Genomic DNA, 23,852 nt, shown 5'->3' with positions numbered 1-23,852 from the left:
CGGGGATCGCGCTGGTGGATTTGGGTGCGCGGCAACCTCGTGGTGTGCATCCAGTCCGAAGGGAAGTGGTGCATCGTCGGCTCGTGGTCGTGGAAGCGCAGATCCCATGTGGTCGTGATGGTGTCGACGTCGAAGCCACCGGAGGTGCCATCTATGCCGATCCGCCCGGCGGTGCTCATAACCAGCGATCCGGTGTGGTACACGGACACGTCATCGGTCGTGTCAGATAATGGCGTATTAACAGGCGATCCGATGAATTGGGCAGTGGCCCAGCTCTATTTGGTGCAGTCAGTGACATCGGTCAGCGTTCGTGCACGGATGGCGGTTCGTATCGGCGGCTTGCCGAGGGTGTTCCAGGACGCGCCTCCTTCACGTAATTCCGGCACAACGGTGTGGTGTTGGCGTGGGAGACCACTCGACGCCTGCAACAAGCCGGTTTCATCGATGCCTACCGATCGATGTATCCGGACCCGGCCACCCATCCCGGACTCACCTGGCCCTCGGACAACGTCGATGTGGAGGTCTCCGAGCTCGCCTGGGCTCCTGAGGCCGACGAACGCGACCGCGTTGACTACATCTTCGCTCATGGTGCCGCGCTGTGCCTGTCTGCCGTGGGCATGATCGGCCCGCGCGGGTCCATCGTGCGTGGTACCCGACCGCAAGAACCAACCCAGGACAATTTCCTCGCCTCGCCAGCGCAGTGGGGCAGCGACCACAAAGGCATCTTCGCGACATACCAACTCACCGACTGACAGAGGATGGGGTGCGCGCCTCTGCTGAGAGGTCGTGGCGCGTTAAGTGGGCTATATGTCAAACTTCGGAGTGAAATGACGCGGAAACTTCGCCTGAACTGCGTCTTTGTGCTTCTGGGGCGACGTTGCTCATTGCACTCCTTTCCGGGGTTCTCCTGGCTGGAACAGGGACGCCAAATCAATGTCAGTGTGCAGGTGTTGAATGCGGTGGCTCGTACGCTGTCGCTGGATGCCGCGGAGAAGGCGCATCTGTACCGGCTCGCTGATGTGCCGACGGTGCCGACCGCGCATGCGGGAACCGCTCTGCCGGAAGAGCTTCAGGTGATTTTGGATCATTTGGAGCCGTTGCCCGGTGTGGTGCTGAGCCCGCGCTATGACGTGCTGGCTCACAATAGGTCCTATGAGGTGTTGTGCCCGGGTTTCCTTCTGGGAGAGCGGAATGTGGCGCGTCGGGTGTTTCTGACTCCGGAGTGCTGCAATACGCATCATCATAATTGGGGTGATTTGCGGCGCATGGGACTGCTGCACGATCAGGTGACAGTTTGACCTGCCCCACCCCTTGGGTTCCAGTTCCAGTGGCTAACTGACAGCCTTTACGAAAGGCTGAACGCCGTGCCCCGCTCCTACCCTCCCGAGTTCCGTGCGCGAGCAGTCGCGCTGGTACGCGCAGGCAGACAAGCCAAGCAGACAGCCGTCGAGCTAGGCATTCATCCAGTGACGCTGTCGAAATGGGTCCGTCAAGACGAGATCGACCGCGGACTGCGACCCGGTACTGACCGGTCCCCGATGATGCGACCACCCGGGAATAGAGTCCGGGGTGTTCGATCCGTTTCAGTTGATGTCGCAGGCCAGTGGGTGGTGGATGTGGCCGCAGCGGGCAGCGTACTCGGCCGGGGTCAGATAACCCAGCGCCGAATGCCGGTGCCTCCGGTTGTGGTCGGTTTTGAAATCACCGATCACGACGCGGGCTTCGAGCAGGCTGTTCCAGTGGTTTCGGTTGAGGCATTCATGGCGCAGCCGCCGGTTGAACGACTCGATATAGCCGTTGTTCCACGGTGTTCCGGGAGGGATGTAGACGATCCCGACCCGGTCAGCGCAGAACTGTTGCAGCGCATGGGAAATCATCTCCGGTCCGTTGTCCATCCGCAGCACCTTCGGTGGCGCGGCCGGTGGTGGCGAACACCCGCTCCAGTTCGGCGACCAGGCGCTGCGCGGTGATCGAGCGTTCGGTCAGGTGCAGCAAGGATTCGCGGGTGTGTTCATCGACCATCGATGCGATCTTCACCGCCCGTCCGTCGACTGTGGAGTCGAACTGGAAATCCAATGCCCACACCACTTTTGGTGCGTCCGCGCCGATCAGCGGCACCGACGATTGCCCGGCCCGCTTCCGTGGCGAGTGGGCGCGGACCTGTGACCCTTCTTCGCGCCAGAGCCGATGGACCCGTTTCTTGTTCACGTCGCTGCCCTCGTCGAACCGCAACGCCGCCCACGCCCGCCGGAATCCGTGACACGGGTGCTTCGTGGCATAGGAACGCAGCCAGGCCCGCAAACCGGCATCCGGATCGTCTGGGGTCTGCGCGGCCGGCAGCCGCCGATAGGTGGATCTATTGAGCCCAACTACCTTGCAGGCGAACCGTTCCGACATGCACTTCACCTGCTGGAGCATGTCGACGGCCTGTCGCTTGGCCGCTGGGCTCAGAATTTTCCCCGAGCGATTTCCCGCAGCGCGTCTTTCTCCAACTCCGCATCGGCCTAGAGCCGCTTCAACCGGGCGTTCTGCTCCCGCAGCTCTTTGAGCTCTTTCGCAGCGTCGGTGTCCACGCCCCCGTATTGACGGCGCCAGTTATACAACGTGGCCGCCGATACTCCGAGATCAGCGGCGATCTGCTCGCCTGTCTGACCGGCCGCGGCCAGCTCGTCGGCACGGCGCAGCTTCTCCCACGATGTCCTCTGCGGAATGCCGCTTACGTCCTGCCATGTCCTTCAGTGTCCCTTCCAGCCCTGACCAGGGCCAACAAAGGACTCTAAAACCAGACGGCCTCATTCACTGGGGACAGGCCATCACCTATCCGTGCAGCAGTCCCGTCTTCTCAAAGGTTGTCGAGGTTTCAGCCTCGGTTCGCGGTGAGAATTCATCAACGGCGAACTGCTTATAATGCGGTAAGCCACCGTGATTGATAGGAAAACCGCATGGACCTGCGCGATCTGGATCTGCGCGACATCGAGATCTTTCTGATGTTGTCCGCCGAGTTGCATTTCGGCCGGACCGCCGAGGGGTTGCACCTCTCACCAGCCCGGGTCAGTCAGGTGATCGCGAAACTGGAACGTCGCATCGGCGGCAAACTCTTCGAAAGATCCAGTCGCACAGTGACATTGACACCGATCGGACGACAGCTGCGTGACGACTTGCAGACCAACTATCGTGACCTGCGGGCCAGCCTGGGCCGGGCGGCCCGCTCAGCCCGCTACGGCGACGCAGGCATACTGCGGCTGGGAATCACCAGTAGCAACCTCGGCAACGTCCGCCCCCTGTTGAACACCTTCCAATCCCAGCATCCCCACTGCACCTTGCACATCGAGCACGTCCACTTCGGCAACCCCTTCGGCGCTCTGCGTGGCGACGACATCGATGCACTGGTGAGCTGGCTTCCCATCGAGGAGCCCGATCTGGTGGTGGGCCCGACTCTCTATGAGGAACCGTTCATGCTACTCGTTGGTGCGGATCACCCACTGGCACAACGTGAATCGGCCTCATACGAGGATCTGGCCGACTACGGCGTCTTCGGAGTGCCCCCATCCGACCCGGTCAACCTGCCCCCCGACTACTGGACCGCCGCCGCCGTTCCCTACTTCACCCCCAGCGGCCGCCCCATCCTCCGCACCGCCCACGCCGCCAACTTCCAAGACCTGATATTGCTCGTAGCGGCGGGCAAGGCCATCACCCCGGTGCACGCCCACGCCGCCCGCTACTACTCCAGACCCGACGTCACCTACATCCCCATGCCCGATGTACCACCCGCCCGTTGGGCCCTGATCTGGCGCCGATCCGCCGAAACCGACCTCATCAAAGACCTGGCCACAGCCGCCATCCTCACTGGCTGTCATTTGCAGATTCCAGATGCGGAGGACGAAGCAGCAGACCATTCGGTCGCATCGGCCGGATCCCGCGGCAGCAACTCATGAAGCCCGAGTTTCAGCCCATGAGTTCGGGTCGGTCGAGAAGCTGGGCGTCGAACATCGTACGGGATAAGCACCTACGATGACCAGGCGTTTTCCGGTTGCCCATGTTTTGCGTGCCCTGCCGAGGGCACAAACCTGCCACCGCGTTTCCACAGCCCAGGGCGGTTTTTTGGCGTCGCAGGTTCGAATCCTCAGGGACACCATTCGCCGTTCATCCGCGATTTCGCGCACACTGAAAATGCTCAGGTCAAACAGCGCACCGGCGCCTAGCTCTCCGCGAGGAATTCCGCGGCAATCGGTGCGAACTGCTCGTGGTATTGGAAGATGCCGCCGTGGCCGGAGTTGGGGTAGATGATCAGTTCCGATCCCGCGATGCGCCGATGCAGGTCTTCGGACAGCACAGAGGGCACCATGCGGTCGTGGTCGCCGTTGGCGATAAGCGTGGGTTGGGTGATCTTCGACAGATCCGATGGCGTTGACCGACCGAAGGCCTTGATCGCCGCGAGTTGGGATCGGAAGGCACTGATCTTGATGTCTTTGTCGCGATCGGTGGTGCGTTCCTCGAGGCGGCGCACGAACTCCTTACCAGCACGCTTACCCACTGCGTCGCGGTTGAAGAACAGGAACTCCTTGGGATCCGAACGGGTCACCGTGGCCCGCAACATGTCCCAGTAGGTGACGCCGGCGACCTTGTCCATATCCTTGCCGCCACGCGGACCGGTCCCGGTCAGGACGAGCTTGCGCACCAGCCCGGGATGCTCGAGCGTCAGATCCTGGGCGATCATGGCGCCCATCGAGAACGCGAACACATCGATCTTGTCGAACCCCAACGCTGTGATGAACGTGTAGGCATCATCGGCGGCCTCCTCGATGGTGGCGGGCACCTTGCCGGTGGACGCTCCCACCCCCTTGTTGTCGAAGGCGATCACGTGACGGGTCTTGGCGATCGGGTCGATTATTCGCGGATCCCAATTATCCAGGGTCGCCGCGAGGTGCACGAAGAACACCACCGGGATACTGCCCTTGGGGCCCAGCTCACGATAGGCGTACGTGGTGCCATCGGCGATCACGGTACGAGTCGGCGCCTCGGCGTAGGACGTGATGATGGGGTCGTCGCTGGTAGTGCTCATGATGTCCTCGTTTCTTCGAAGTCGGTGCGGGGGAAAAGATTCGATACCGCCGAGCAGTAGCTCAGTCGGCGAGGAACCGAAGTGCGTCGGGAACGAAGGTCGAGTGATGCTGAAATATCCCGCCGTGTCCGGATCGCGGGTAGATTTTCAGTTCCGCGTTGGGGAGTCGGCGCGCCATGTCCGCCGACAGGCTGCTCGCCACCATGAGGTCGTCGTCGCCGTTGGCGACCAGGACGGGCACCGTGATCTGTGACAGATCGTCGGGTGCGGCCTTGCCGCCGTTGACGATCGCCTCGAGCTGGGCCAGCCCGGCCTGCGTCGAGATCTTCTTGTCGCGGTCGAAGGTTCGCTCCTGGAGTCGGGCGAGGTAGGCGGATGCGGCTTGCTTGCCTTCGGCTGTGCGGGGGAAGAACAGAAACTCTCGTGGGTCCTTGCGCGACAGGAACGCCTTGGTATAGGCGATGGCGACGATCGTGCGCATCTTGCCGATACCGCCGCCACCGCGTGGTCCGGTACCGGCCAAGATCATTCGCCGGACCAGATCCGGCGCTTGAAGCGCAACCAACTGGGCGACGCCACCGCCGAGGGAGAATCCGACCAGGTCCACCTTCTCCAACCCGAGCGCGCGGATGAACGCGATCGCGTCGTCGGCCATCCGTTCGATGGTATCCGGGACGGCAGATCCGGAGGCTCCGACACCACGGTTGTCGAAGGTGATCACGCGGTGATGTGCCGCGATACCGTCGATCACCCGGGGATCCCAGTCGTCGAGCACGGCAGTGAGATGGTGCAGGAACACGACGGGCACGTCGGACTCGACACCGAGTTCTCGGTACGCGAACGGCACTGAGTCGACGTCGATCGTCTTGGTCGGCGTGTCTTTCCAGGTGAGCATGGTGGGCCTTTCCGCGCTGGTATGTGGTTCGGGGTTCATCGCGTCATCGGATTCCGCGTGTTGGGCGCAGCGTCGTCGTCCCGTTGCGTTTGAGCATTGCCAGGGTGGTGACAAGGCGACCGCGGTCCGGGTCGGGATCGAGTCCGGCGCCGAGGCGGTGTAGCTGATCGGTGTTCCAGCTGATGTTGAGCACGCCGTCGAGAGCTTTGACATCGACGAATCTGCTTATCAGGCTGCGCATTCCGGTCCTGAGTTCGTGTGTCGGAAGCACGCCGATCCGACCGGACAGGATGGCATCCGCAGCGTCGGGCATGGTCACCGTCGGGCGAGCCAGCCCCACCACATCGCAGTCTCCCGACTTGACTGCTTGCGCCATGGCCTCCTGGGACCGGAACCCACCGGTCACCGCCAGCGGTACCTGTCCCGCGGCCTTGCGCACGCTGCGTGCGTAGTCGAGAAAGTAGGCTTCGCGGGCACGGGTACTGGCCGCAGCCGATCCCGACATGGCCGGCGACTCGTAGTTCCCGCCGCTGATCTCGATCAAGTCGACGGCCTCGCCTGCCAGGGCACGCACGATCTCGCGTGAGTCGTCCTCGCTGAATCCGCCTCGCTGAAAATCGGCCGAGTTCACGCTCACCGCGAACCCCGGCGAGACACGGGCCCGGATGCGGCGGATCACTTCGAGCAGGAAACGCATCCTGCGCCGACTGTCGCCACCCCATTCGTCCTCGCGCAGGTTGGTCAACGGCGAGAGGAACTGGGTGACGAGATAGCCGTGCGCACCGTGGATCTGAACGCCGTCGAATCCCGCCGCTTCGCAGACCGCTGCTGCGGTCGCGAATCGCTCGATGATGCTCTCGATCTCGGTACCGGTCAGGGCGCGCGGCGTGGGCGAGCCCGGCAGGCTAATGGGCACCGCACTGGGTGCAACCGGAGTATGGCCGATGGCCGATGGCCCCGGGTTTGACTGCCGCCCAGGATGATTGAGCTGCGCCCAGATCGGCACGCCCGCATCGTGAGTGGACTTGACCCACCGGGACAACGGCGCCAGGTTCCGGTCATCTTCGATCACGACGTTTCCCCTAACTGTGCGCGGTCGACCATGACATTGCCGGTGATGAGCAACCCGTAGCCGCCATGACTCCAACGGTCGTATAGCCGCACCAAACGTTCGTCGGGGGCGTGGCGCGCATCTGCCAGCGCCTCACTCATCGCGGCCTTCATGATCCGGTTGGGCAGCACCAGGCCACCGGGCAACTCGATCGGTTCATGCAGGGCGTTCATTCCAGCCTCCCAACTCGGCCCCCTTGAAATTACGATCATACTATTATGACTGTACTACAATCGTCGAGGACGGGCAGACGAGACAGGTGGAGGTGAGTTCCATGGCCAGATACGGCGTGGAGCACAAGGCCGAGACGCGTCGGCGCATTATCGAGGCGGCCGGTCGGCGACTCAAGCAGCACGGTATCGACGGCTCGGGAATCGCCGCGGTGATGTCAGATGCGGACCTCACCAATGGCGCGTTCTACGCGCACTTCGGTTCCAAGAGCGACCTGGTCGCGAATGTCGTCACCGATCAGCTCGAACGGCAGCGTGCCAGTATCGGCGCGTTACCGGCCGATCGGGAATCGCTGGAGGACTACATCCGTGGCTATCTGTCTACCGAACACCGAGACGACCACACGGGCGGCTGCCCGACCGCGGCGCTGCTGAGTGAAATCGGTCGGTGCGACGCCACAGTCAGGGACGCCTATTCCGAGGGCGCACAGTCGATCGTCCAGGAGATAGCCGCGCATCTACCCCCCGGACGATCGGACACGAACCGACTCCAGACGGCATTGGGCCTGTTCAGCATCCTGGTCACGTCCCTGCAACTCGCCCGAGCCATCAGCGATCCCGCACTGTCCGACCAGGTACTCGACACCGGAATTCACAATGCCCTTCGCATCCTCGACGACCCCGCCTGACCCCGCCGCAAGCTCAGACAGTGCCCGGGACCCTCAACACTCAATGCTTGACGACGATCTTCCCCTTGGCGTGCCCCTGCTCAACGTAGGCCATGGCCTCGAGAGTCTGATCGAACGGGAATGTGCGGTCGAGAACCGGTCGCAAGGTTCCATTGTCATAGAGTGCGGCCAGTTCCGCGAGGCGTGCGCCATTGGCCTCCATAAAGAAGAAGGCGTATCGCACTTTCAGCTTCTTCGCCTTCCAGCGAATCTCGAGGCTCAACAGCGCCATAACAGGGGCAAGGATGGGTCGGCCGAGTTGTCTTGCGAAGGACGAGTCGGGCGGGCCGACCACGCTGATTGCGAGCCCGCCGCTCCTGAGCACCGTTAAGGACTTCTCCAGTTTGGCACCCCCGAGAGAGTCGAGGACGACGTCATATCCCGCCAGGATCTCAGCGAAATCCTGTTTGGTGTAATCGATCACCTCATCCGCGCCCAAGAGGCGCGCCTTCTCGACATCGCCGGTGCTCACAGTAGTGGCCACATACGCGCCCAGATACTTGGCGACCTGGATAACGGTCGAGCCGAGGCCGCCCGCACCGGCATGGACGAGGACTTTTTGACCCGGCTCGACGTGTGCGAGATCGACTAGCAGCTGCCAGGAGGCCAGAGCAACCAGCGGGACCGCAGCGGCCTCTTCGAACGAAAGCGATCGCGGTTTGAGCGCTACATCGTCTTCGTCGATCGCGATAAATTCGGCGAAGGTGCCGATCCTGAGATCCCTCGGCCGAGAATAGACTTCATCGCCCATCTGGAATCCACGAACGTCCGCGCCGACTTCCTTCACAACACCGGAGACATCATGCCCCAGAATGAACGGAAGCCTGTACTTCAGCAGCTGCTTGAACTCGCCGTTACGAACCATCTTGTCCAGCGGGTTGATACTGGCGCCGCGAACCTGGACCAGAACATCACGCGGACCTACCGTTGGCTCAGGAACGTCTGCCGCCCGTAGTCCACCCTTACCGTAGGACTCGACAAGGAACGCCTTCATGTCAGACTGCCCTCTCTCGAACAATGCGAGTGTGATGGCCGAGGAACAGCTTTGCCACTGTTGATGACGCCACGCTGAGGTGCCGCCCGAAGGTTCGATGAACCACGGCCAAGAAATCAACCAGCAGCTCTTCGACCCGGACGCGACAACGCTTCAGCCTAACCTCTTCCATCTGACCCGACGGGGCTGATCGTCAAGCCGCGCGTGCCGGTGGGCGTCCCGTGCCGCCCGTCGGCAACCGACGCGCAGCACGGGCTGATCAGTCCTACCGCTCAGGCGATAACTCGAATTCGGCTTCAACAATCAGCTGTCCGGCCCAAACCTGCTGGTCACGACCGTTCCTATCTGTAACGTGCCCCGCCCGAGGGCTCCATTGAAACGGTAACGGCGGGCTACCAACGCACCGTCATCCGCTACCCGCCCCAGATTCCCGCACTGGAATGAGATCGAGAGAACTCTGGGCGACGCTCAATGCGGGCATAACCGAGAAGACAACGGTGAAGACAACCAGCTCAGCAAACGGGATCGGCGCACCTCGCAAACAACTCCCCATCCGATCATGCAACCATGTACGCGGTCCTAGCCGCATTCGTGCGTACCCAGGCACCCGTAACTGCCTGCGACACAAAACCGCTCGCACTACCAGTCGACGTCCAGGCCGCTTTGACGGCGATCGGCTGTCGAGACATCTCGAGGGAACAGCTGGCAACGCACCTGCCAGATCTCGCCCCGACTTGCCTGCCCACGACTGACCTGAGCAACACAAACCCGACCGGCGCGGACCTGAAGCGGCACCTCGGTTTCGGCAGCGCCCGCGGAGTCCGGTCAAGACTTCTTCTGCTTCTCGAACTCGCTTTTGTTGGATTCGGCCCAGTCGTCGGTCTCTTTGCCCGTGATCCTGGTGATCCGTTCTGCGAGCAGGGTCGACCGGCTGCCCTCAGCGTAGGGGCCAGCTTCGGTTATATAGAGAAATTTCTCCGTTTTCAATGCCTCGGCTGTGGATCGGCAGCGTAGCCACGTGCTGTGCCACTGGAACAGTTGCTGGATACCTTCGGCCACCACAGGGACCGCCGCTACCGCCGCGGTCACCCAGCCTGTCACGCCCGAGGCCGCAAGGACCGGGACTGCCGCCCCGATCACGATCTGCACCAGTTTCACCCTCAGGTAGGCTGTTTTTGCTGTACGGCTTCGAGATCGGTAGTAGTTCAGCTGGTCTTCCAGCCGTTCCCGCACCAGATCCTCGATCGACCGGGCTCGCGTAGTTGCCTCCACATGCTAGGGATAGCACGGTCGGCAGTGCGGCGCCGAGGCGGAACCTCTCGTCCTCCGTCGTCAGGTCCCCCTCCCAACGTATTACGTCCCAAGGTATTACGTCATTCTCGTTGTTTCGCGCGACTACTATCGGCACTCCGGCAGGTAGGAGGCTGCATCCACGCGCACCATCGCGATGCATCCAACAGCCCCAGCGACGGCAGGGCAGGCGGTGACATGCGGTTTCCAGCTCGCCCGAACAGTTCTCGGGTGCAATCGGATCTACGGTCCCTCCTAATCTTCGTGTCCAGCTCACGATCTCTGCCACACGAACGGTTCGACGGCATCGGACACGGTGGGTCCGGTTGGTACGAACAGTTTCTCGGTCAGGGTTCGGCGCGGGCGGCAGGGCGCGGGCGTGGGGGTAGCGCCGAGCGAGGGGCCGATCGTCGTGTCGCGGGTGTTCATCAGCCATTCCGATCGTGAAAGCGGGTGGGCGATCTCGGTGCAGCAGTGGCTGGTTGAACAGCAGCCGGACCTGGCCGGGAGATCTTATTCCTGGACATCGATCCCGAGACCGGGATCTGGGCCGGGCAACGTTGGAAAGACGCGCTGCGCGCGGCCAACGAACGTTGCGAGGCCATTGTGTGCCTGGTGTCGCGAAACTGGCTGGGCCCGCAGGCGAATCAGTGTCTCGGTCCCACCGATCGCAGCATCGAACAGGCACCGCTGGTAGCGACTGTGCACCCGAACCGACCAGCCAGTGCATGCCGGACGGGGCGATCAGGCGCGGTGACGCTGGCATCGATCCGTAAGGTCGCCCGGCGCCGAGTGACCTGCTCGATGCTCAGGTCGACCAGATGCGAAAGCCGAACTCTCAGATCAAGTTCAGCACACCGGAACCGTGATCGACTAATACCCGCCAAACTCCCAATCCTCAGGGCGCCAATAACTTCCGCGACAGAGCCATCATTCGCCGTCCGCTGGCAGGTAGCGTTGGCAGCGCGAGATAGTCTCTCCAACAAGGAAGGTACGATGATGCGACTGTTCTTGAGTCATTCGAGTCGGAACAGTGTGCAGGCTGTAGCACTCATGCGATGGCTGGTCGACCAGCGGCCCGCATTGGCGAACAACATCTTCCTGGATCTGGACAGGAATTCCGGGATCGGCCAGGGCGTGCGGTGGCGGGATGCCCTGCGTCGAGCCTTGGCGCGCTGCGACGCGGTGATCTGCCTTACGTCACGGGACTGGCACACCTCAACCGAGTGCGTTGCCGAATACCTGACGGCGGTGAATCTGGGCAAGCGAATTTTTGTTGCTCGACTGGAACCGATTACCGATCCGGATCCGACTCGTGAATGGCAACGGTGCGACCTGTTCGGCGAAGATCCGGTCACCGAGGTCCCGGTCGATGGGGTCAGCGAGCCGATGCGATGGCAGACCGAGGGTTTGTACAGGTTGTTGGATGGCTTGGGCGATGCAGGGATTGGCGCTGAAAACTATCCGTGGCCGCCCGCGGAGGATCCGGATCGCTCTCCGTACCGGGGTTGGCGTCCTTTCGACGCCGTGGACGCCGCCGTATATTTCGGGCGCGATGTTCAGATCAAGGCGGGTCTGGAAGCTGTCCGGCGGATGCGGTCGATCAGCGGCGAGGCGATGTTCGTGGTGCTGGGCGCGTCCGGGACGGGGAAATCGTCGTTCCTGCGCGCGGGATTGTTACCGCGGCTGGCTCGGGAGGATCGACACTTCCTCGTGCTGGACATCATGCGTCCCGAACGTCGTGCGCTCACCGGTGCGCACGGCCTGGCCGCGGTCCTGCACTCCACTCGCACTCGTCTCGGACTGACAACCCCGACACTCGGGGAGATCAAATCCGCGCTGCCCGATGTCGATCGCGTACGTGAATTGCTCGTCCAGATCCAGCACGCCGCGCGAGAGAGGTGGCCGTCCGACGAACCCGACACACCCGCGCCGACATTGTTGCTCCCCATCGATCAGGCCGAAGAGCTGTTCGTCGCCGACGCCGGGGCACAGGGCGAGCAATTCCTGACGCTGCTCGGGTTGCTGGTCGCCGAGCCGGAAGACGCGGGCGCGCAGCACGTCTCGATCAAAGTGGCGGTCACCATCCGCACCGATTGCTACGAGCAACTTCAGAATGCCGAGCAGCTGAAGGCTGTGCCGCGCTTCGTTTTCGATGCGCTCGAGCCGTTGCCGCGGACCCAGTTCAAGGAGATCATCACTGCCCCCGCAGCCCGTGCCGACAACAGTGCGCAGCTGCGCATCGAACCGGAACTGGTGGATCGACTCCTGACCGACGGCGATCACGGCGCCGACACCCTGCCGCTGCTGGCATTGACGCTATCGCGACTCTACGACGACTACGCCACGAGCGGAGTACTCACCGTCGAGAACTACAGCGCGATGGGCGGTATCGACCGGGTGGTTCACACCGAGATCGAATCGCTGCTGGCCGCCGATCCGCATATCCGGCTGCGTCAGCTGAAGGTGCTGCGTTCGGCGTTCATCCCGGCGTTGGCGACCGTCGATCCCGACACCGATCAGCCGATGCGCCGCATCGCCCGCTGGGACGAGCTCCCCGAAGAGGCCCATCAACTGATCGATGGGCTCGTGGACAAGCGACTGTTGGTCAAGGACCGCCGCGACGGCGAAGTGGTCGTCGAGGTGGCATTGGAAAGTCTGCTGCGGCAGTGGGACTCGCTGGCCGCATGGCTCCGCGAGCAATCGGACGACCTCAAGGCAGCCGACCGGCTCGAGCGTGCCGCCGACAGCTGGGAGCGCAACGGTCGCGACGAGTCCTGGCTGTTGGAAGGATCTCGACTGGCCGAAGCCGAAACCCTCGCGGCGAAAACGGCATATCGGCGACGCCTCCAGCCCGTCCGGGAATTCCTGCACGCGTCCCGTCATCGCCAACAGGACCGCCTCACGGCATTGCGTCGCCGAGCTCAGGCGCTGACGGCATTGCTGGTCGTCGCCGTCGTGGTGGCAGGGCTGGCCGGAGTCGGGTTCTGGCAGGCCGGCACCGCGAGCAATCAGGCGAAGGCCGCGAGTGTTCAGGCCGAGGCCCGCACCCGCGAGGCGGTCGGGCGGCAATTGGTCGCCGAAGCTCAGGCCATGCTCGAGCAGCGCCGATCCGGTGGGGACATTCGAGCACTACAAGAGATTCTCGCAGCACGAACTCTGGCACCGAGCCCCGAGACAGCGGGCGCGCTCATCGGAGCCTTGTATGGGCGGCGACAGACAGCCAAGATCGTAAACACCGGTTCGGAAGTCTGGGATGTGACGTTCAGTCCAGATGGGCGTCGGGTCGTGACCAGCGACCTGGGTGTGAAGTTGGGGATCTGGGATGTCGAGTCCGGCAAACTAGTCGAGCAGCCGCGGATTACCAGCACCGACAGGTTCCTGCAAGGGCGCCAGTTCAAACGGTTGAGCCCGGATGGGCATCGAGCCGTCACGGTCGATGGGCTGGGCGGGCCGCTGCGGGTGTGGGATGTGGCATCCGGACAACCGATCGGCCAGCCGTTGAATGTCGATATCGGCCTTCAGGGCGCTGTGGCCATCAGCCCGGACGGTCGGCGGATCGTCACCGGCGGTGAGGACAAGACAGTGCGGTTGTGGGATGCCGAAACCGGACAACCGATCGGCCGGCCGCTGATCGGCCACACCAGCGCCGTAGACAGTGTGGCGTTCACTCCGGACGGTCGGCGTGTCGTCTCCGGTAGTTTCGACGCGACGGTGCGGTTGTGGGATGCCGAAACCGGGCAGCCGATGGGCCAGCCGCTCATCGGCCACACCTCCATCGTGCGGCGTGTGGCGTTCAGTCCGGACGGCCGGCGTGTCGTCTCGGGCAGCTCCGACAGGACGGCCCGGTTGTGGGATACCGAAACCGGCCGGCCCATCGGTGACCCGTTGACGGGTCACACCGACTACGTGTCGAGTGTGGCGTTCAGTCCCGATGGGCGGTCGGTCGTCACCGGCGACTGGGGCGGGATCCTACGACTGTGGGATACCGAGTCGGGGCGATTGCTCGGAGAGCCACTGATCGGCCACACAGCCGGCGTGCTGAACGTGGCCTTCAGTCCGGACGGCAAGCGGTTGGTCTCCGGCAGCGTCGACGGAACCGTGCGGTTATGGGATACGGGGCGGGGGTATCTTTTCGGGCAGCCACTGACCGGCCACGACGATATCGTCGCAAGTGCGGTGTTCAGCCCGGACGGCAAGCGTATCGCCTCCGGCAGCTCAGACGGGACGGTGCGGTTGTGGGATGCCGGGTCGGGGCAACCGATAGGGGATCCGCTGGTCGGCCACACCAAAGCTGTGAAACATGTGACCTTCAGCCCCGACGGCAGGAAAGTCGTCTCCGTCTCCTACGACGGGACGATGCGGTTGTGGGATATCGACACCGGCCAGCCGATCGGGGCACCGATTATCGGTCTCGGCAACGATACGCCGAACGCGGTGTTCAGTTCGGACGGTAAGCGTGTCGTCGCCAGTTCCGACACGAAGTTGCTGTTCTGGGACGCCGAATCCGGCCGAAGAGTCAGGGAACTGGCGACCGGAGACAAGGTCGATGTGGAAAGTACGGTCTTCAGTTCGGACGGCAAGCGGGTCGCGACCGTCGGCCTCGACAAAACGGTGCGGTTGCGGGATGTCGAATCCGGGCAAACGGTTGTACCGCTGGATAACGACGGTCAGTTTGCGACCAGCATGGCATTCAGTCCCGACGGGAAGCGATTCGTCATCGGCAGGGGTGACAACACACTGCGGGCGTGGGATGTCGAGTCCGGACGACCGCTCGGCGAGCCCATGGTCGGACACGGCGGCGCAGTGGGAAGTGTTGCTTTCAGTCCGGACGGGAAGCGGCTCGTGTCCGGTAGCCACGACAAGACCGTGCGGTTGTGGGACGTCGAGTCCGGACAGCAACTCGGCGAGCCGATGACCGGCCACACCAACGTGATAGTGAGCGTGGCGTTCAGCCCGGACGGAATGCTGGCCGCCTCCGGAAGCTGGGATACCACCGTGCGAGTGTGGCCTGTCTTCGAGGCCGACCCGAAGAAACTGTGCGCCAAACTCACATCCAATATGAGCCATCGGGATTGGGCTGAATGGATACGTATACCGAACCAGCCCTACGTCGAGCTTTGTCCCGGTCTGCCGATCAGCCCCGATTGATCGAGTCTGTCGCCGACGCGTGACACCGTTATCCCGATGAGGATCAGTACCCGGAAGCAGAACTCTCAGATCAAGATCAGCACACCCAAGCCATGATCGACTGCGACCCACAAGCTCCAAATCCTCGGGGCGCCACCAACTTTGCGACAAGCCACATCCCGACATCCGTTGACAGCGCCCGGCTGGACAAGCTGACTGGAGCCCTTTGAGCAGGTCCAGCTGATCTGGCCCCCGCTCCGGGATCCGCAGTTTCGAGAGTTGAGGCAGACTGACCGCAGGAGGTCACGATGCCGAAATCCTTTCCGCCGTCTGTGCGCCGGCAGGTGTGTGCTCGGCTGCGAGCCCGCGAGCCCGTCGCCCGGATAGCGGAGGAGACAGGGATCTCGCCGGCCACACTGTTCCGCTGGAAGGCGCAGGTGCTCGTCGATGCAGGAGTCCGAGAAGGCGTTCCGAGCGTGGAGGCCGACGAGCTGGCCTCAACGAAGAAGCGGATTGCCGCTCTGGAAGCCGAATTGAAACTCACCCGCGACGCCTGCGAATTGTTCGATGCGCAGGCGGTGGCGTCCCCAAAAGGCGGATCGCGGTCGTCGAAGGGCTGATCGCGCTCGGATATTCGGGACGGTCGGCCTGCCGGGTTTCCGGTGTGAACCGATCCACCTTCTTACGGCACCAGCGACAACCGTTGTCCACTCGGAAGATTCGTAGAATCGTGGTGGCCGACGAGATCTCCCGGATTCATGCCCAGTCGCGCGGAACCTACGGCAAGCGTCGGATCAAGGCCGCGCTGCTGGCCGAGTGCGAGATGATCGTCAACCACAAACTCGTGGCCTCGATCATGGCCGAGCGCGGCATCTTCGGCCTGCCCAGACGCAAACGTCGCGGCCACCCGATGCTCGGAGTGAGCACTCCCGCGGACCTGGTGAACCGCGCCTTCAGCGCCGCTCGCCCCAATGAGCTGTGGTGCACCGACATCACCGAACATCCCGCGAGAGACGGAAAAGTCTATTGCTGCGCTGTGCTGGATTGTTTCAGCAAGAAGATCGTCGGACGAGCATTCTCCACCATCGCCGATACCGTCCTGGTCAACAACGCAGTCAACATGGCGATGACAGAACGCACCACTACCACAGGCTTGATCCTGCATGCCGATCACGGAACGCAATTCACCTCGTGGTCGTTCGGTGAAAATCTTCGACGGCATCGGCTACTGCCATCCTTCGGAACTATCGGCGATTGCTTCGATAACGCAGCGATGGAGTCGTTTTGGGGACGGATGCAAACCGAACTTCTCAACACCAGGAAATGGTCGACAACGCTCGAGTTGACGATCGCGATGGCCGACTGGATCGACAACTTCTACAACACCGAACGCCGCCACTCCTACCTCGGCCACCTCAGCCCCAGCGAGTATGAGACGCTGTGGCTCGACACCCAACCAACCCCTCAACTCTCGTAAGAGCGGACCGACCAGCGGGGGCCAGATCATTTGGCTTCGTTGATCGGGACTGCCCCGAGTTCGGTTGAACTCCGCCGGCGCGAGCATCTTCATCCAGCGATAGATGTGAGCGGAGGAAGCGAATCCGTCACGACTGGCATGGACATGCAACCCGACGTTGGTGTCGGTCTCACACCCCAACTCGTCGAGCTCACCCAGCAGCCGCCACGGGACTCCTCGATGGCATGGTGACACGGCATGGGGTGGGTAACGATCTCGAATTCGTTGGGCTGGATCGAGGAATCGCGCTCGAGGTATCGCCGAGGCGGTCGCCTGCGAGGGAGAAGCATTGGCGGTAATGGCATTCGGGGACAACGGGTTCCAGTTCCACGCCCAGACGCAGTGGGTCTTCGCTGTGGAAGCGTGAGGCGATGCCGAGACTAGAACAGCGAGACCCCTTCGGCAGTGGGTTTGCCAAACTGTTACCAAAATTGTCCGAATTGCCGAATTCTCGTGTCAGGTAGGCGTTTTCCTGTTTGCGGTGAACGCGCTTATGGAACTGTGTAGCGCATGGATTCGACGAACGCCGCCGCGCGGTTGCTCGCAGAGGTCCTCGCGGCCGGATTCACTGTCGATGGGTTCATCCGCGCTCTACGCGCCGACCCGAACGCCGACACCATCGTCCTACCGCCGCTTTCGGAGCTACGGCGCATACCACCACCCGGACACAGCTACCGATCTGCCCCACCCGCGCGACACCATGGTCGACGTCCCGAGCGGCTGTAGACCTGGCGCATCGAGCGGGCCTACTCTGACCATGCGCGACCCCGTCTGGACCCCGCAGGCCGCAACTGCGCTGTAGCCGATCCGCCGTCACGGTGGCACTTAAGCGGCGGCTCATGCCTCTTAATCGTATGAGCGTCCTCGGACTCGTCAGCTCGGCATTCGCTGCGGCGGCCATCGGATCGGCCCCGATTGCGCTCGCGCATCCCGCGCGCGCGGTCGCGGTCGAGGCGGCGGCCTGCGGAACAGTGCTTTCCTCGGCTGAACTGGACACCATCGTTCGGTCGTCCGATACCGCAGCGTTGGCCGGAGATTCACTACAGCGGTTGGAGACCGCAGTGCGGCGCCATCGTGAGATCACCCGGATCCTGGTTGCGCACGGTGATCGGCGTGGCGTGTTCTCGCTGGGGCTCGATGCGGTAGAGGAGTCCGCAGCCGGGTGCTGATGGACGCAGCGACATCAAGGGCACGGATTGCCGGGATGTGTCAGCAGTGTCGGTCCATGCGTGGTGTTTGCGCGACGAGCGGTTGGAAACGGTGCGTCCGGCGATTCTGTACGACGTCGACTCCCGCGCATCGAGGTGGATCGTGGCTGGGGTGCACCGATCCCGAGGGAAACGCCGCGGCCAACCGCGCGCACCCACCGACCCGACCGCCGCTACGGTGGGATGTCATGGACACCGTTGCGGCCGCCCCGCCGGAGTCCGAGCACGGCCCGCGACCGGCATCGGCGGCGGCGAAGCTTCGATTCTCGGCCACGCTTCGGGATGCACGGCCGGTAGTCGTCGTAGCCGGATGCCTCATCATGCTGCAACTGCTATTGCGCTGGTGGGTAGTCAGCCGCGGTTACTTCTACTGGGACGATCTCATCCTGGTCGGGCGGGCGGACAGATACCCGCTGTGGTCCACGGATCTGCTGCTGTACAACCATGATGGGCATTTCATGCCATTGGCATTCGCCACGGCGTGGGTGGTGACCGCGGTGGCGCCGCTGGCATGGGCCGGACCGGTGGTTTCGCTGCTGATCCTGCAACTCGCGGCATCGGTAGCTGTACTGCGCATGCTGATCGTGTTAGTGGGCGCGCGGTGGACGATCCTGGTCCCGCTGCTCTTCTACCTCTTCTGTCCGTTGACGCTTCCGGCGTTCGCGTGGTGGGCGGCTGCCTTGAACGCGCTGCCGCTGCAATTCGCACTCGCCTGGGTGATCGGCGACGCGGTGCTACTGGTCCGCAGTGGTCGGCATCGATACGCGATATCGGCGATCGTGGCGTTTGCGGTGGCCCTGCTGTACTTCGAGAAGTCGGCGATCGTCCCGTTCGTCGCGTTCGCCGTTGCTGCACTTGCTCAATACGTCGACGGGCGCGCGGCCACGATTCGGGTGGTGGCGCGACGTGGTGCGGCGCTGTGGACCGGATCCGGCCTGGTGCTGGCGTGTTGGTTCATGGGTTATCTCACGGTGGTCGACGTTTCCGCCCTGCACAACAGCTTGGACGAACTACGGAATCTGCTGCCGAGGGCGACATCACTGGGCATCGTGCCGACACTGCTCGGCGGGCCATGGATCTGGGAGCGATGGCTGCCGTCGACACCGTGGGCGGATCCGCCGGGCTGGGCAGTGGTGTCGGCCTGGGGCACGCTCGGTGTCGTGGTGGTGCTGTCGATGCTTGCCCGGCTCAGGGTGGTGCCGGTCTGGCTGACGGCAGCGGCGTACATTCTGGTGGCCCAGCTACCGGTGGCGCTGGCCCGCAGCGGACCGAATACCGCAGCGGAAATCATGCAGTCCCTGCGTTACTTCGCCGACATGGCAGTGGTGCTGGCGGCGGTGGGGGCGCTGGTGCTTCGTGCCCGGCCGCGACCATCGCGCGGCCGGCTGCGCACTCTGCTTCCAGGCCCTCGTGCGGCGGGCGCAGTGCTGGTGGTGTTCCTCGTCAGCAGTCTCTGGTCCACGCACACATTCGTGCGATCGTGGCGCGCCGGCCCGACTAGAACCTACGTTACGAACGTGAAGTCGGCGCTGGACGAGCTGGATAACGCGCCCCTGCTCGAGCAGGAGGTGCCATGGAATGTCCTGAATCCGCTGGCATATCCCCAGAATCTGGCCAGTCGGGTGCTGGCGCCCGTCGCGTCTCCCGGCACATTCGCTGCCTCGACGCCACATCTGCGGATGATCACCGACACCGGCGAGATCGTCGAAGCGGCGGTCTGGTGGAATCGAAGCATTCGCCCAGGACCAGAGGCGAACTGTGGTTACCGAATCCATGGCACCGCGCCGGTCGAACTGCTGCTCGACGGCCCGATGCTCGAGCACGAGTGGACCGCGCAGCTCAACTATCTAGCGAACCGGGATGGGCGGATCACGGTTGCCTTCGAACACGGCGAATCTGTCGCGGCTCCGGTTCGGAAAGGCCTGAACGCGGTGTTCGTCCGGATCGTCGGCGGCGGATCTGTAGTTCGGATCGCTTCTCGCACAACAGGACTCGACCTATGTATCGGGTCAGGTCCGGTCGGCGTCGCGTCCTACGACAACTGAACAGAGATCACAGCAGGCAATGTCCGCACTTGCCGATTGCCGGATGTTCTGGGGCAATCGAAATGCTGTTCCATGTGCCCGATCGCCTGCCGGCACTGAACAGCAGATCAGGCAATTGTGAGTTGTTCGATACGATTTCCGTCGAGGGTGAACTGGTAGCGCAGGTCTGTGGTCCCGCCGGGGAAGTCGCCTTCGAGGTGCTGGGTGACCACGTAGTGGGTGGCGTCTATGGCCCGTGCGCCGGTGGGCTCGATTGTGTAGGTGTACTCGGTGGCCGAGTGGCTGAGCCATTGCTGGATGGCGGCGAAGCCGTGGTAGGCGTGGCCGTCGTCGACGACTGTGGCTTCGCTGGTGAACGCAGTGAGCGCGGTGGCGGTGTCGTGAGCGCGGTGTGCGCTCAGGTAGCGGGTGATCACCTGGGGTAGCAGTTCCAGGGTGATGGTGTGGGTTTGGTTGTTGTGCATGGTTTTCCCGGCGGTGTGATGGATCAGGCGGTAGGGGTCGTGCCCCCATCGATGACGTACTCTGCGCCGACGATGGAGGCGGCACGGTCGGAGACGAGGAAGGCGACTAGTTCGGCGACCTCTTCGGGGCGGTTGGGTCGCCCGAGGGGGATGCCGCCGAGGGAGTCCATGAGCTTTCCGAGGGCGGCGTCGCGGCTGATGCCTGCCTCGTCGGCGATGCGGTCGATCAGGTTGTCGGCGGCGGTGGTCTGGGTGAATCCAGGGGAGACGGCGGTGACCCGGATGCCTTGCGGGGCAACCTCGTTGGCCAAGCCCTTGCTGTAGGTCGCAAGGGCGGCCTTGGCGGCGGCGTAGGCGAGGGTGCCGTTCCACAGCGGCATGCGGCGCTGGATCGAGGTGACGTGCACGATCACGCCGCTGCCCGCCTCGATCATTCCCGGTAGCAGTCCACGGTCCAGGCGGACGGCAGCCATCAGGTTCGTGTTCAGCTCACGGGCCCAGTCTTCTTCGCCGAGTGCGGCGAATCCCCCGGCAGGTGCTTCGGATCCGCCCAGGGTATTGACGAGGATGTCTATGCCACCCAAGCGGTCGGTCGCCTCGATGACGACGGCTTCGGCGCCTTCGGCGGTGCTCAGATCGGCGGCGATGAACGTCTTCTCCTCGACGTCCTCGGGGCGGCTGCGGGCGGAGACGAGCACGGCCGCGCCCGCTTCACGCAAGCGCGCGGCGATTGCCGCACCGGTGCCCTTGGTGCCTCCGGACACCAACGCGCGACGGCCGTCGAGGGAGTCGCTGATGGGCTCGGTCATGTGCATAGTCCTTTCCCGGGCGCGGCACAGTGACTCGCCCACGTAGTGACTACTAGAATAGAAGTTATTAACTTCGAAATTAGCAGGGACTCGGGAGGTTGTCATCTTGGCCAGCCGCATCAGGGCAGGAGATTGGGAGTGCCCGCTGTCGACGACGGTGGAGCAGGTGGGCGAGTGGTGGACTCTGCTGATCCTGCACGACGCATTCGACGGCTACACCCGGTTCGACCAGTTCCAGGACAACCTGGGCATCTCCTCGAGCATGCTCACAGCACGTTTGAAAGCCTTGGTCGCGGACGGGCTGCTGGAGCGACGCCCCTACCAGACCAATCCGGTGCGCTACGAATACGTGCTCACCGATCGGGGGCGCTCACTGCGCCCGGTGCTCGTGGCCTTGGCCGCGTGGGGCAATGCGCGCTTGGCGCCCGAGGAACGGAGCATGGTTCTTGTGGCCGCCGATACCGGCGAAGAGGTCGAACCCGTCGTCGTCGACGCCAGGACGGGTCGCCGCCTCGATGACAGTGACGCCTACGTCTTCGCCGCTGGTCCTGCTGCCAGTGCCGATATGCTCAGCCGGTACGCGGGCCGCGTCCCCCTCCGCGTGAAGGGGGCCTGACCAAAGCGATGCCGCGCGGGGACATCGGGGCGTAGGGCCTGAAGCTGCTCGAGCCCCTCGCGGGAGAGCTCGCTGCGCCGCGCTGTCGCGGCCAGATCTATTGCGCCCGAAGCGAATCGGTGTCGTAATGCGGAAGTAGGTCTTCCGCATCCTGTTGGACCAGCATGCGAACCGGCCGTCGCCCCATCGCTCTGACCAGGCTGAATGAGGCAGCAACCCGGTTCAGGATAGCCACCGAAGCAAGACCGGGCCGGCGTCGCCGATGGACAGATCCGGGAAGCGCACTCGAAGAGAGGCAAAGCGATCCACGAGTCACACCGGTTGTAGCGACGACACCGATCCTGTCAGCCAGCACTGGGCCGGCCAGCTCCAACACTTTCAGGCGATTCAATATCGAGCGCCCCACTGGGACAGGCGATGTCGAGGATCTGGGCATGTCGTAGGCCATGATGAGAATCCGCCGCGAGCTGTCCATAGCGCCGGATCTCAGCATGCCCGGCGCGAAGGCGCCCAGCTGGGCTGTCATATCGGGCCCAGGGGCTCTTCCTACCACCCTCGTTATTCGTCGCCGACCACTTCGTACCCGGCCGGATGCAAGCGCTAGACCAGGCCGAGCGCGCTCGGCCTGGTCTAGTAGTTCCAACGCCCCGAATCACCGAAATTCACGACGAAGGCGGCAGAACAGCGCCTCGAAACTTGCGCTGAAAACGAGCTCGGATGCTACGGCAAGATCAGGTCCGGGCTGTAGATGCGAGCAATCCCTTGGCCGTCTTTGGTGACCTCGGTGAAACTGCGATAGCGATGCCCAGGCTTCGCCAGTGTCGTGTCCACAGTCAACGGCGGGGAGGGATACCTCCCGTTCATGCAATGAAACGGGCCACTGGTTGCGACCTCTTCGTTCGCCCCGGTCTCATATGCGTTGTAATCCACAATCTTCACAACCATGGTGCAATCAGTTTCGGGCGTGATGGCCCCATTTTTGATCGTGAGGCCGCCAAATGCCCTGGGCACCCCATTCTCGGCGTAAATACATGACTCTACATCCGCGGAGCCATCGCTCGACAGAAATGAGCCCGAGCAGCTGTAAGGGCTATCCGGGGCTGCAAGAGCGGCCGGTGCGATCAAGAGCAGTGGTGCTGCACTGGCAAAAACGCAAGACAGGACACGTGATAACGAACCGATGGGCATGTCAGACCTTTCGATATCAGATTTATCAGATTCCCAGCGAGTGACCTTGGCATTCTACGTGTGCCACCGGCGGGCCACATGGCAGTAGTAAGTGGGGCACCCGCTACGAAAGCGTGTGCCCCACTAGGGGTTTTCGCAACATCAGCGTACTGCACCGCCAGCTCGCCTTCCCTCATGCGGGAATGCCCAACCTGGCTGAGGCATCGGATATTTGGCCTGGTCCGACAGCCCGAGGAGCGCCCGCGACAGCTCGCCCATCTCGGCTTGCGGATCTTGCCGGTGACGGTCATCGGGAACTCCTCGACCGCGTGCACATAGCGCGGAATCTTGAAGTGCCCAGCTTGCCCGCACAGAACTCGCGACCGGCGATGGCGCCCAACGGTGTTGCGCCGTCGCGCATCCGGACCCAGGCCATCAGCTCCTCGCCGTATTTCCGGTCGGGCACGCCGATCACCTGGGCGTCCAGGATATCGGGATGGGTGTAGAGGAATTCCTCGATCTCGCGCGGGTAGACGTTCTCGCCACCGCGGATGACCACGTCTTAGGTCCAGCCGGAACGGCCATCCAAGGAATAGCGAAGGGTATCAGCTTCTTCACCCACGTCGGCTCGGCCGAGTTCTCGACAG

At 63.2% G+C, this 23,852-nt stretch carries 18 protein-coding genes and 4 pseudogenes; 12 read left to right on the top strand and 10 right to left on the bottom strand.

Features of this window, described 5'->3' with window-relative positions; translation table 11 throughout:
- Positions 1-398: 398 nt before the first annotated feature.
- The 3 genes and pseudogenes from OHA42_RS26125 to OHA42_RS26115 all read left to right on the top strand — a co-directional run.
- A complete protein-coding gene (locus OHA42_RS26125; RefSeq protein ID WP_406230475.1) occupies positions 399-752 on the top strand; it encodes a hypothetical protein in 354 nt (117 codons plus the stop codon).
- A 75-nt stretch (positions 753-827) separates the two neighbouring features.
- Positions 828-1,298 (top strand): hypothetical protein, encoded by a 471-nt coding sequence (locus OHA42_RS26120; RefSeq protein ID WP_406230474.1) that lies wholly within the window; start codon positions 828-830, stop codon positions 1,296-1,298.
- Positions 1,299-1,364: 66 nt separating this feature from the next.
- Positions 1,365-1,568, top strand: a pseudogene (locus tag OHA42_RS26115) (transposase); the annotation flags it as partial.
- Positions 1,569-1,583: 15 nt separating this feature from the next.
- On the opposite strand, the pseudogene OHA42_RS26110 reads toward OHA42_RS26115, so the two are convergent.
- A pseudogene (locus tag OHA42_RS26110) lies at positions 1,584-2,730 on the bottom strand (IS3 family transposase).
- A 212-nt stretch (positions 2,731-2,942) separates the two neighbouring features.
- On the opposite strand from OHA42_RS26110, the gene OHA42_RS26105 reads away from it, so the two are divergent.
- Positions 2,943-3,935 (top strand): LysR family transcriptional regulator, encoded by a 993-nt coding sequence (locus tag OHA42_RS26105; protein ID WP_406230473.1) that lies wholly within the window; start codon positions 2,943-2,945, stop codon positions 3,933-3,935.
- A 263-nt stretch (positions 3,936-4,198) separates the two neighbouring features.
- Here the strand turns inward: OHA42_RS26105 and OHA42_RS26100 are convergent, their stop codons facing one another.
- From OHA42_RS26100 to OHA42_RS26090, 3 genes and pseudogenes are all read right to left on the bottom strand, one after another.
- Positions 4,199-5,062 (bottom strand): alpha/beta fold hydrolase, encoded by an 864-nt coding sequence (locus tag OHA42_RS26100; protein ID WP_406230472.1) that lies wholly within the window; start codon positions 5,060-5,062, stop codon positions 4,199-4,201.
- A gap of 61 nt (positions 5,063-5,123) precedes the next feature.
- On the bottom strand, positions 5,124-5,957 hold the full coding sequence (locus tag OHA42_RS26095) for an alpha/beta fold hydrolase (protein WP_406239609.1): 834 nt from the start codon (positions 5,955-5,957) through the stop codon (positions 5,124-5,126).
- Positions 5,958-6,000: 43 nt separating this feature from the next.
- Positions 6,001-7,241, bottom strand: a pseudogene (locus OHA42_RS26090) (NADH:flavin oxidoreductase/NADH oxidase family protein).
- Between the two features lie 101 nt (positions 7,242-7,342).
- Here OHA42_RS26090 and OHA42_RS26085 point away from each other — a divergent pair.
- Entirely contained in the window at positions 7,343-7,927 is a 585-nt protein-coding gene (locus tag OHA42_RS26085) for a TetR/AcrR family transcriptional regulator (protein WP_406230471.1), read from the top strand.
- A gap of 40 nt (positions 7,928-7,967) precedes the next feature.
- Here OHA42_RS26085 and OHA42_RS26080 read toward each other — a convergent pair whose 3' ends face one another.
- Both OHA42_RS26080 and OHA42_RS26075 read right to left on the bottom strand, forming a co-directional pair.
- Complete coding sequence (locus OHA42_RS26080; RefSeq protein WP_406230470.1) at positions 7,968-8,960, bottom strand: NADP-dependent oxidoreductase; 993 nt, start codon at positions 8,958-8,960, stop codon at positions 7,968-7,970.
- Positions 8,961-9,785: 825 nt separating this feature from the next.
- Complete coding sequence (locus tag OHA42_RS26075; protein WP_406230469.1) at positions 9,786-10,193, bottom strand: DUF4231 domain-containing protein; 408 nt, start codon at positions 10,191-10,193, stop codon at positions 9,786-9,788.
- 1,110 nt (positions 10,194-11,303) lie between these two features.
- Here OHA42_RS26075 and OHA42_RS26070 point away from each other — a divergent pair.
- The 6 genes from OHA42_RS26070 (at position 11,304) to OHA42_RS26045 (ending at position 20,149) form a co-directional block, all read left to right on the top strand.
- Positions 11,304-15,401, top strand: coding sequence for a TIR domain-containing protein (locus OHA42_RS26070; protein ID WP_406230468.1), 4,098 nt, complete (start codon positions 11,304-11,306; stop codon positions 15,399-15,401).
- 287 nt (positions 15,402-15,688) lie between these two features.
- On the top strand, positions 15,689-16,000 hold the full coding sequence (locus OHA42_RS26065; protein WP_406230467.1) for a transposase: 312 nt from the start codon (positions 15,689-15,691) through the stop codon (positions 15,998-16,000).
- Positions 15,913-16,857: an IS3 family transposase gene (locus OHA42_RS26060; protein WP_406239607.1), complete on the top strand. Its 945-nt coding sequence runs from the start codon at positions 15,913-15,915 to the stop codon at positions 16,855-16,857. Before OHA42_RS26065 ends, OHA42_RS26060 begins: the two co-directional genes overlap by 88 nt.
- Positions 16,858-17,406: 549 nt before the next feature.
- Complete coding sequence (locus tag OHA42_RS26055; protein ID WP_406230466.1) at positions 17,407-17,622, top strand: hypothetical protein; 216 nt, start codon at positions 17,407-17,409, stop codon at positions 17,620-17,622.
- Between the two features lie 113 nt (positions 17,623-17,735).
- Positions 17,736-18,065, top strand: coding sequence for a hypothetical protein (locus tag OHA42_RS26050; protein WP_406230465.1), 330 nt, complete (start codon positions 17,736-17,738; stop codon positions 18,063-18,065).
- 227 nt (positions 18,066-18,292) lie between these two features.
- Positions 18,293-20,149 carry a hypothetical protein gene (locus OHA42_RS26045; protein ID WP_406230464.1) on the top strand — a complete coding sequence of 619 codons (1,857 nt, stop codon included), beginning with the start codon at positions 18,293-18,295 and terminating at the stop codon, positions 20,147-20,149.
- Between the two features lie 107 nt (positions 20,150-20,256).
- Here OHA42_RS26045 and OHA42_RS26040 read toward each other — a convergent pair whose 3' ends face one another.
- Together OHA42_RS26040 and OHA42_RS26035 are read right to left on the bottom strand one after the other, a co-directional pair.
- A complete protein-coding gene (locus OHA42_RS26040) occupies positions 20,257-20,613 on the bottom strand; it encodes a nuclear transport factor 2 family protein (RefSeq protein WP_406230463.1) in 357 nt (118 codons plus the stop codon).
- Between the two features lie 23 nt (positions 20,614-20,636).
- Positions 20,637-21,422: an SDR family oxidoreductase gene (locus tag OHA42_RS26035; protein ID WP_406230462.1), complete on the bottom strand. Its 786-nt coding sequence runs from the start codon at positions 21,420-21,422 to the stop codon at positions 20,637-20,639.
- A 106-nt stretch (positions 21,423-21,528) separates the two neighbouring features.
- On the opposite strand from OHA42_RS26035, the gene OHA42_RS26030 reads away from it, so the two are divergent.
- Complete coding sequence (locus tag OHA42_RS26030; RefSeq protein ID WP_406230461.1) at positions 21,529-22,038, top strand: winged helix-turn-helix transcriptional regulator; 510 nt, start codon at positions 21,529-21,531, stop codon at positions 22,036-22,038.
- A 720-nt stretch (positions 22,039-22,758) separates the two neighbouring features.
- On the opposite strand, the gene OHA42_RS26025 is transcribed toward OHA42_RS26030, so the two are convergent.
- Positions 22,759-23,226: a hypothetical protein gene (locus tag OHA42_RS26025; protein ID WP_406230460.1), complete on the bottom strand. Its 468-nt coding sequence runs from the start codon at positions 23,224-23,226 to the stop codon at positions 22,759-22,761.
- A gap of 231 nt (positions 23,227-23,457) precedes the next feature.
- Positions 23,458-23,767 (bottom strand): annotated as a pseudogene (locus tag OHA42_RS26020) (AMP-binding enzyme); the annotation flags it as partial.
- Positions 23,768-23,852: the final 85 nt, after the last annotated feature.

The sequence above is a fragment of the Nocardia sp. NBC_01009 genome (genome assembly GCF_045208035.1).
In the GTDB taxonomy this organism is placed as follows: domain Bacteria; phylum Actinomycetota; class Actinomycetes; order Mycobacteriales; family Mycobacteriaceae; genus Nocardia.
The sequence above is the reverse complement of the archived record's forward strand: the minus strand, read 5'-3'. Positions and strand labels throughout refer to the sequence as shown.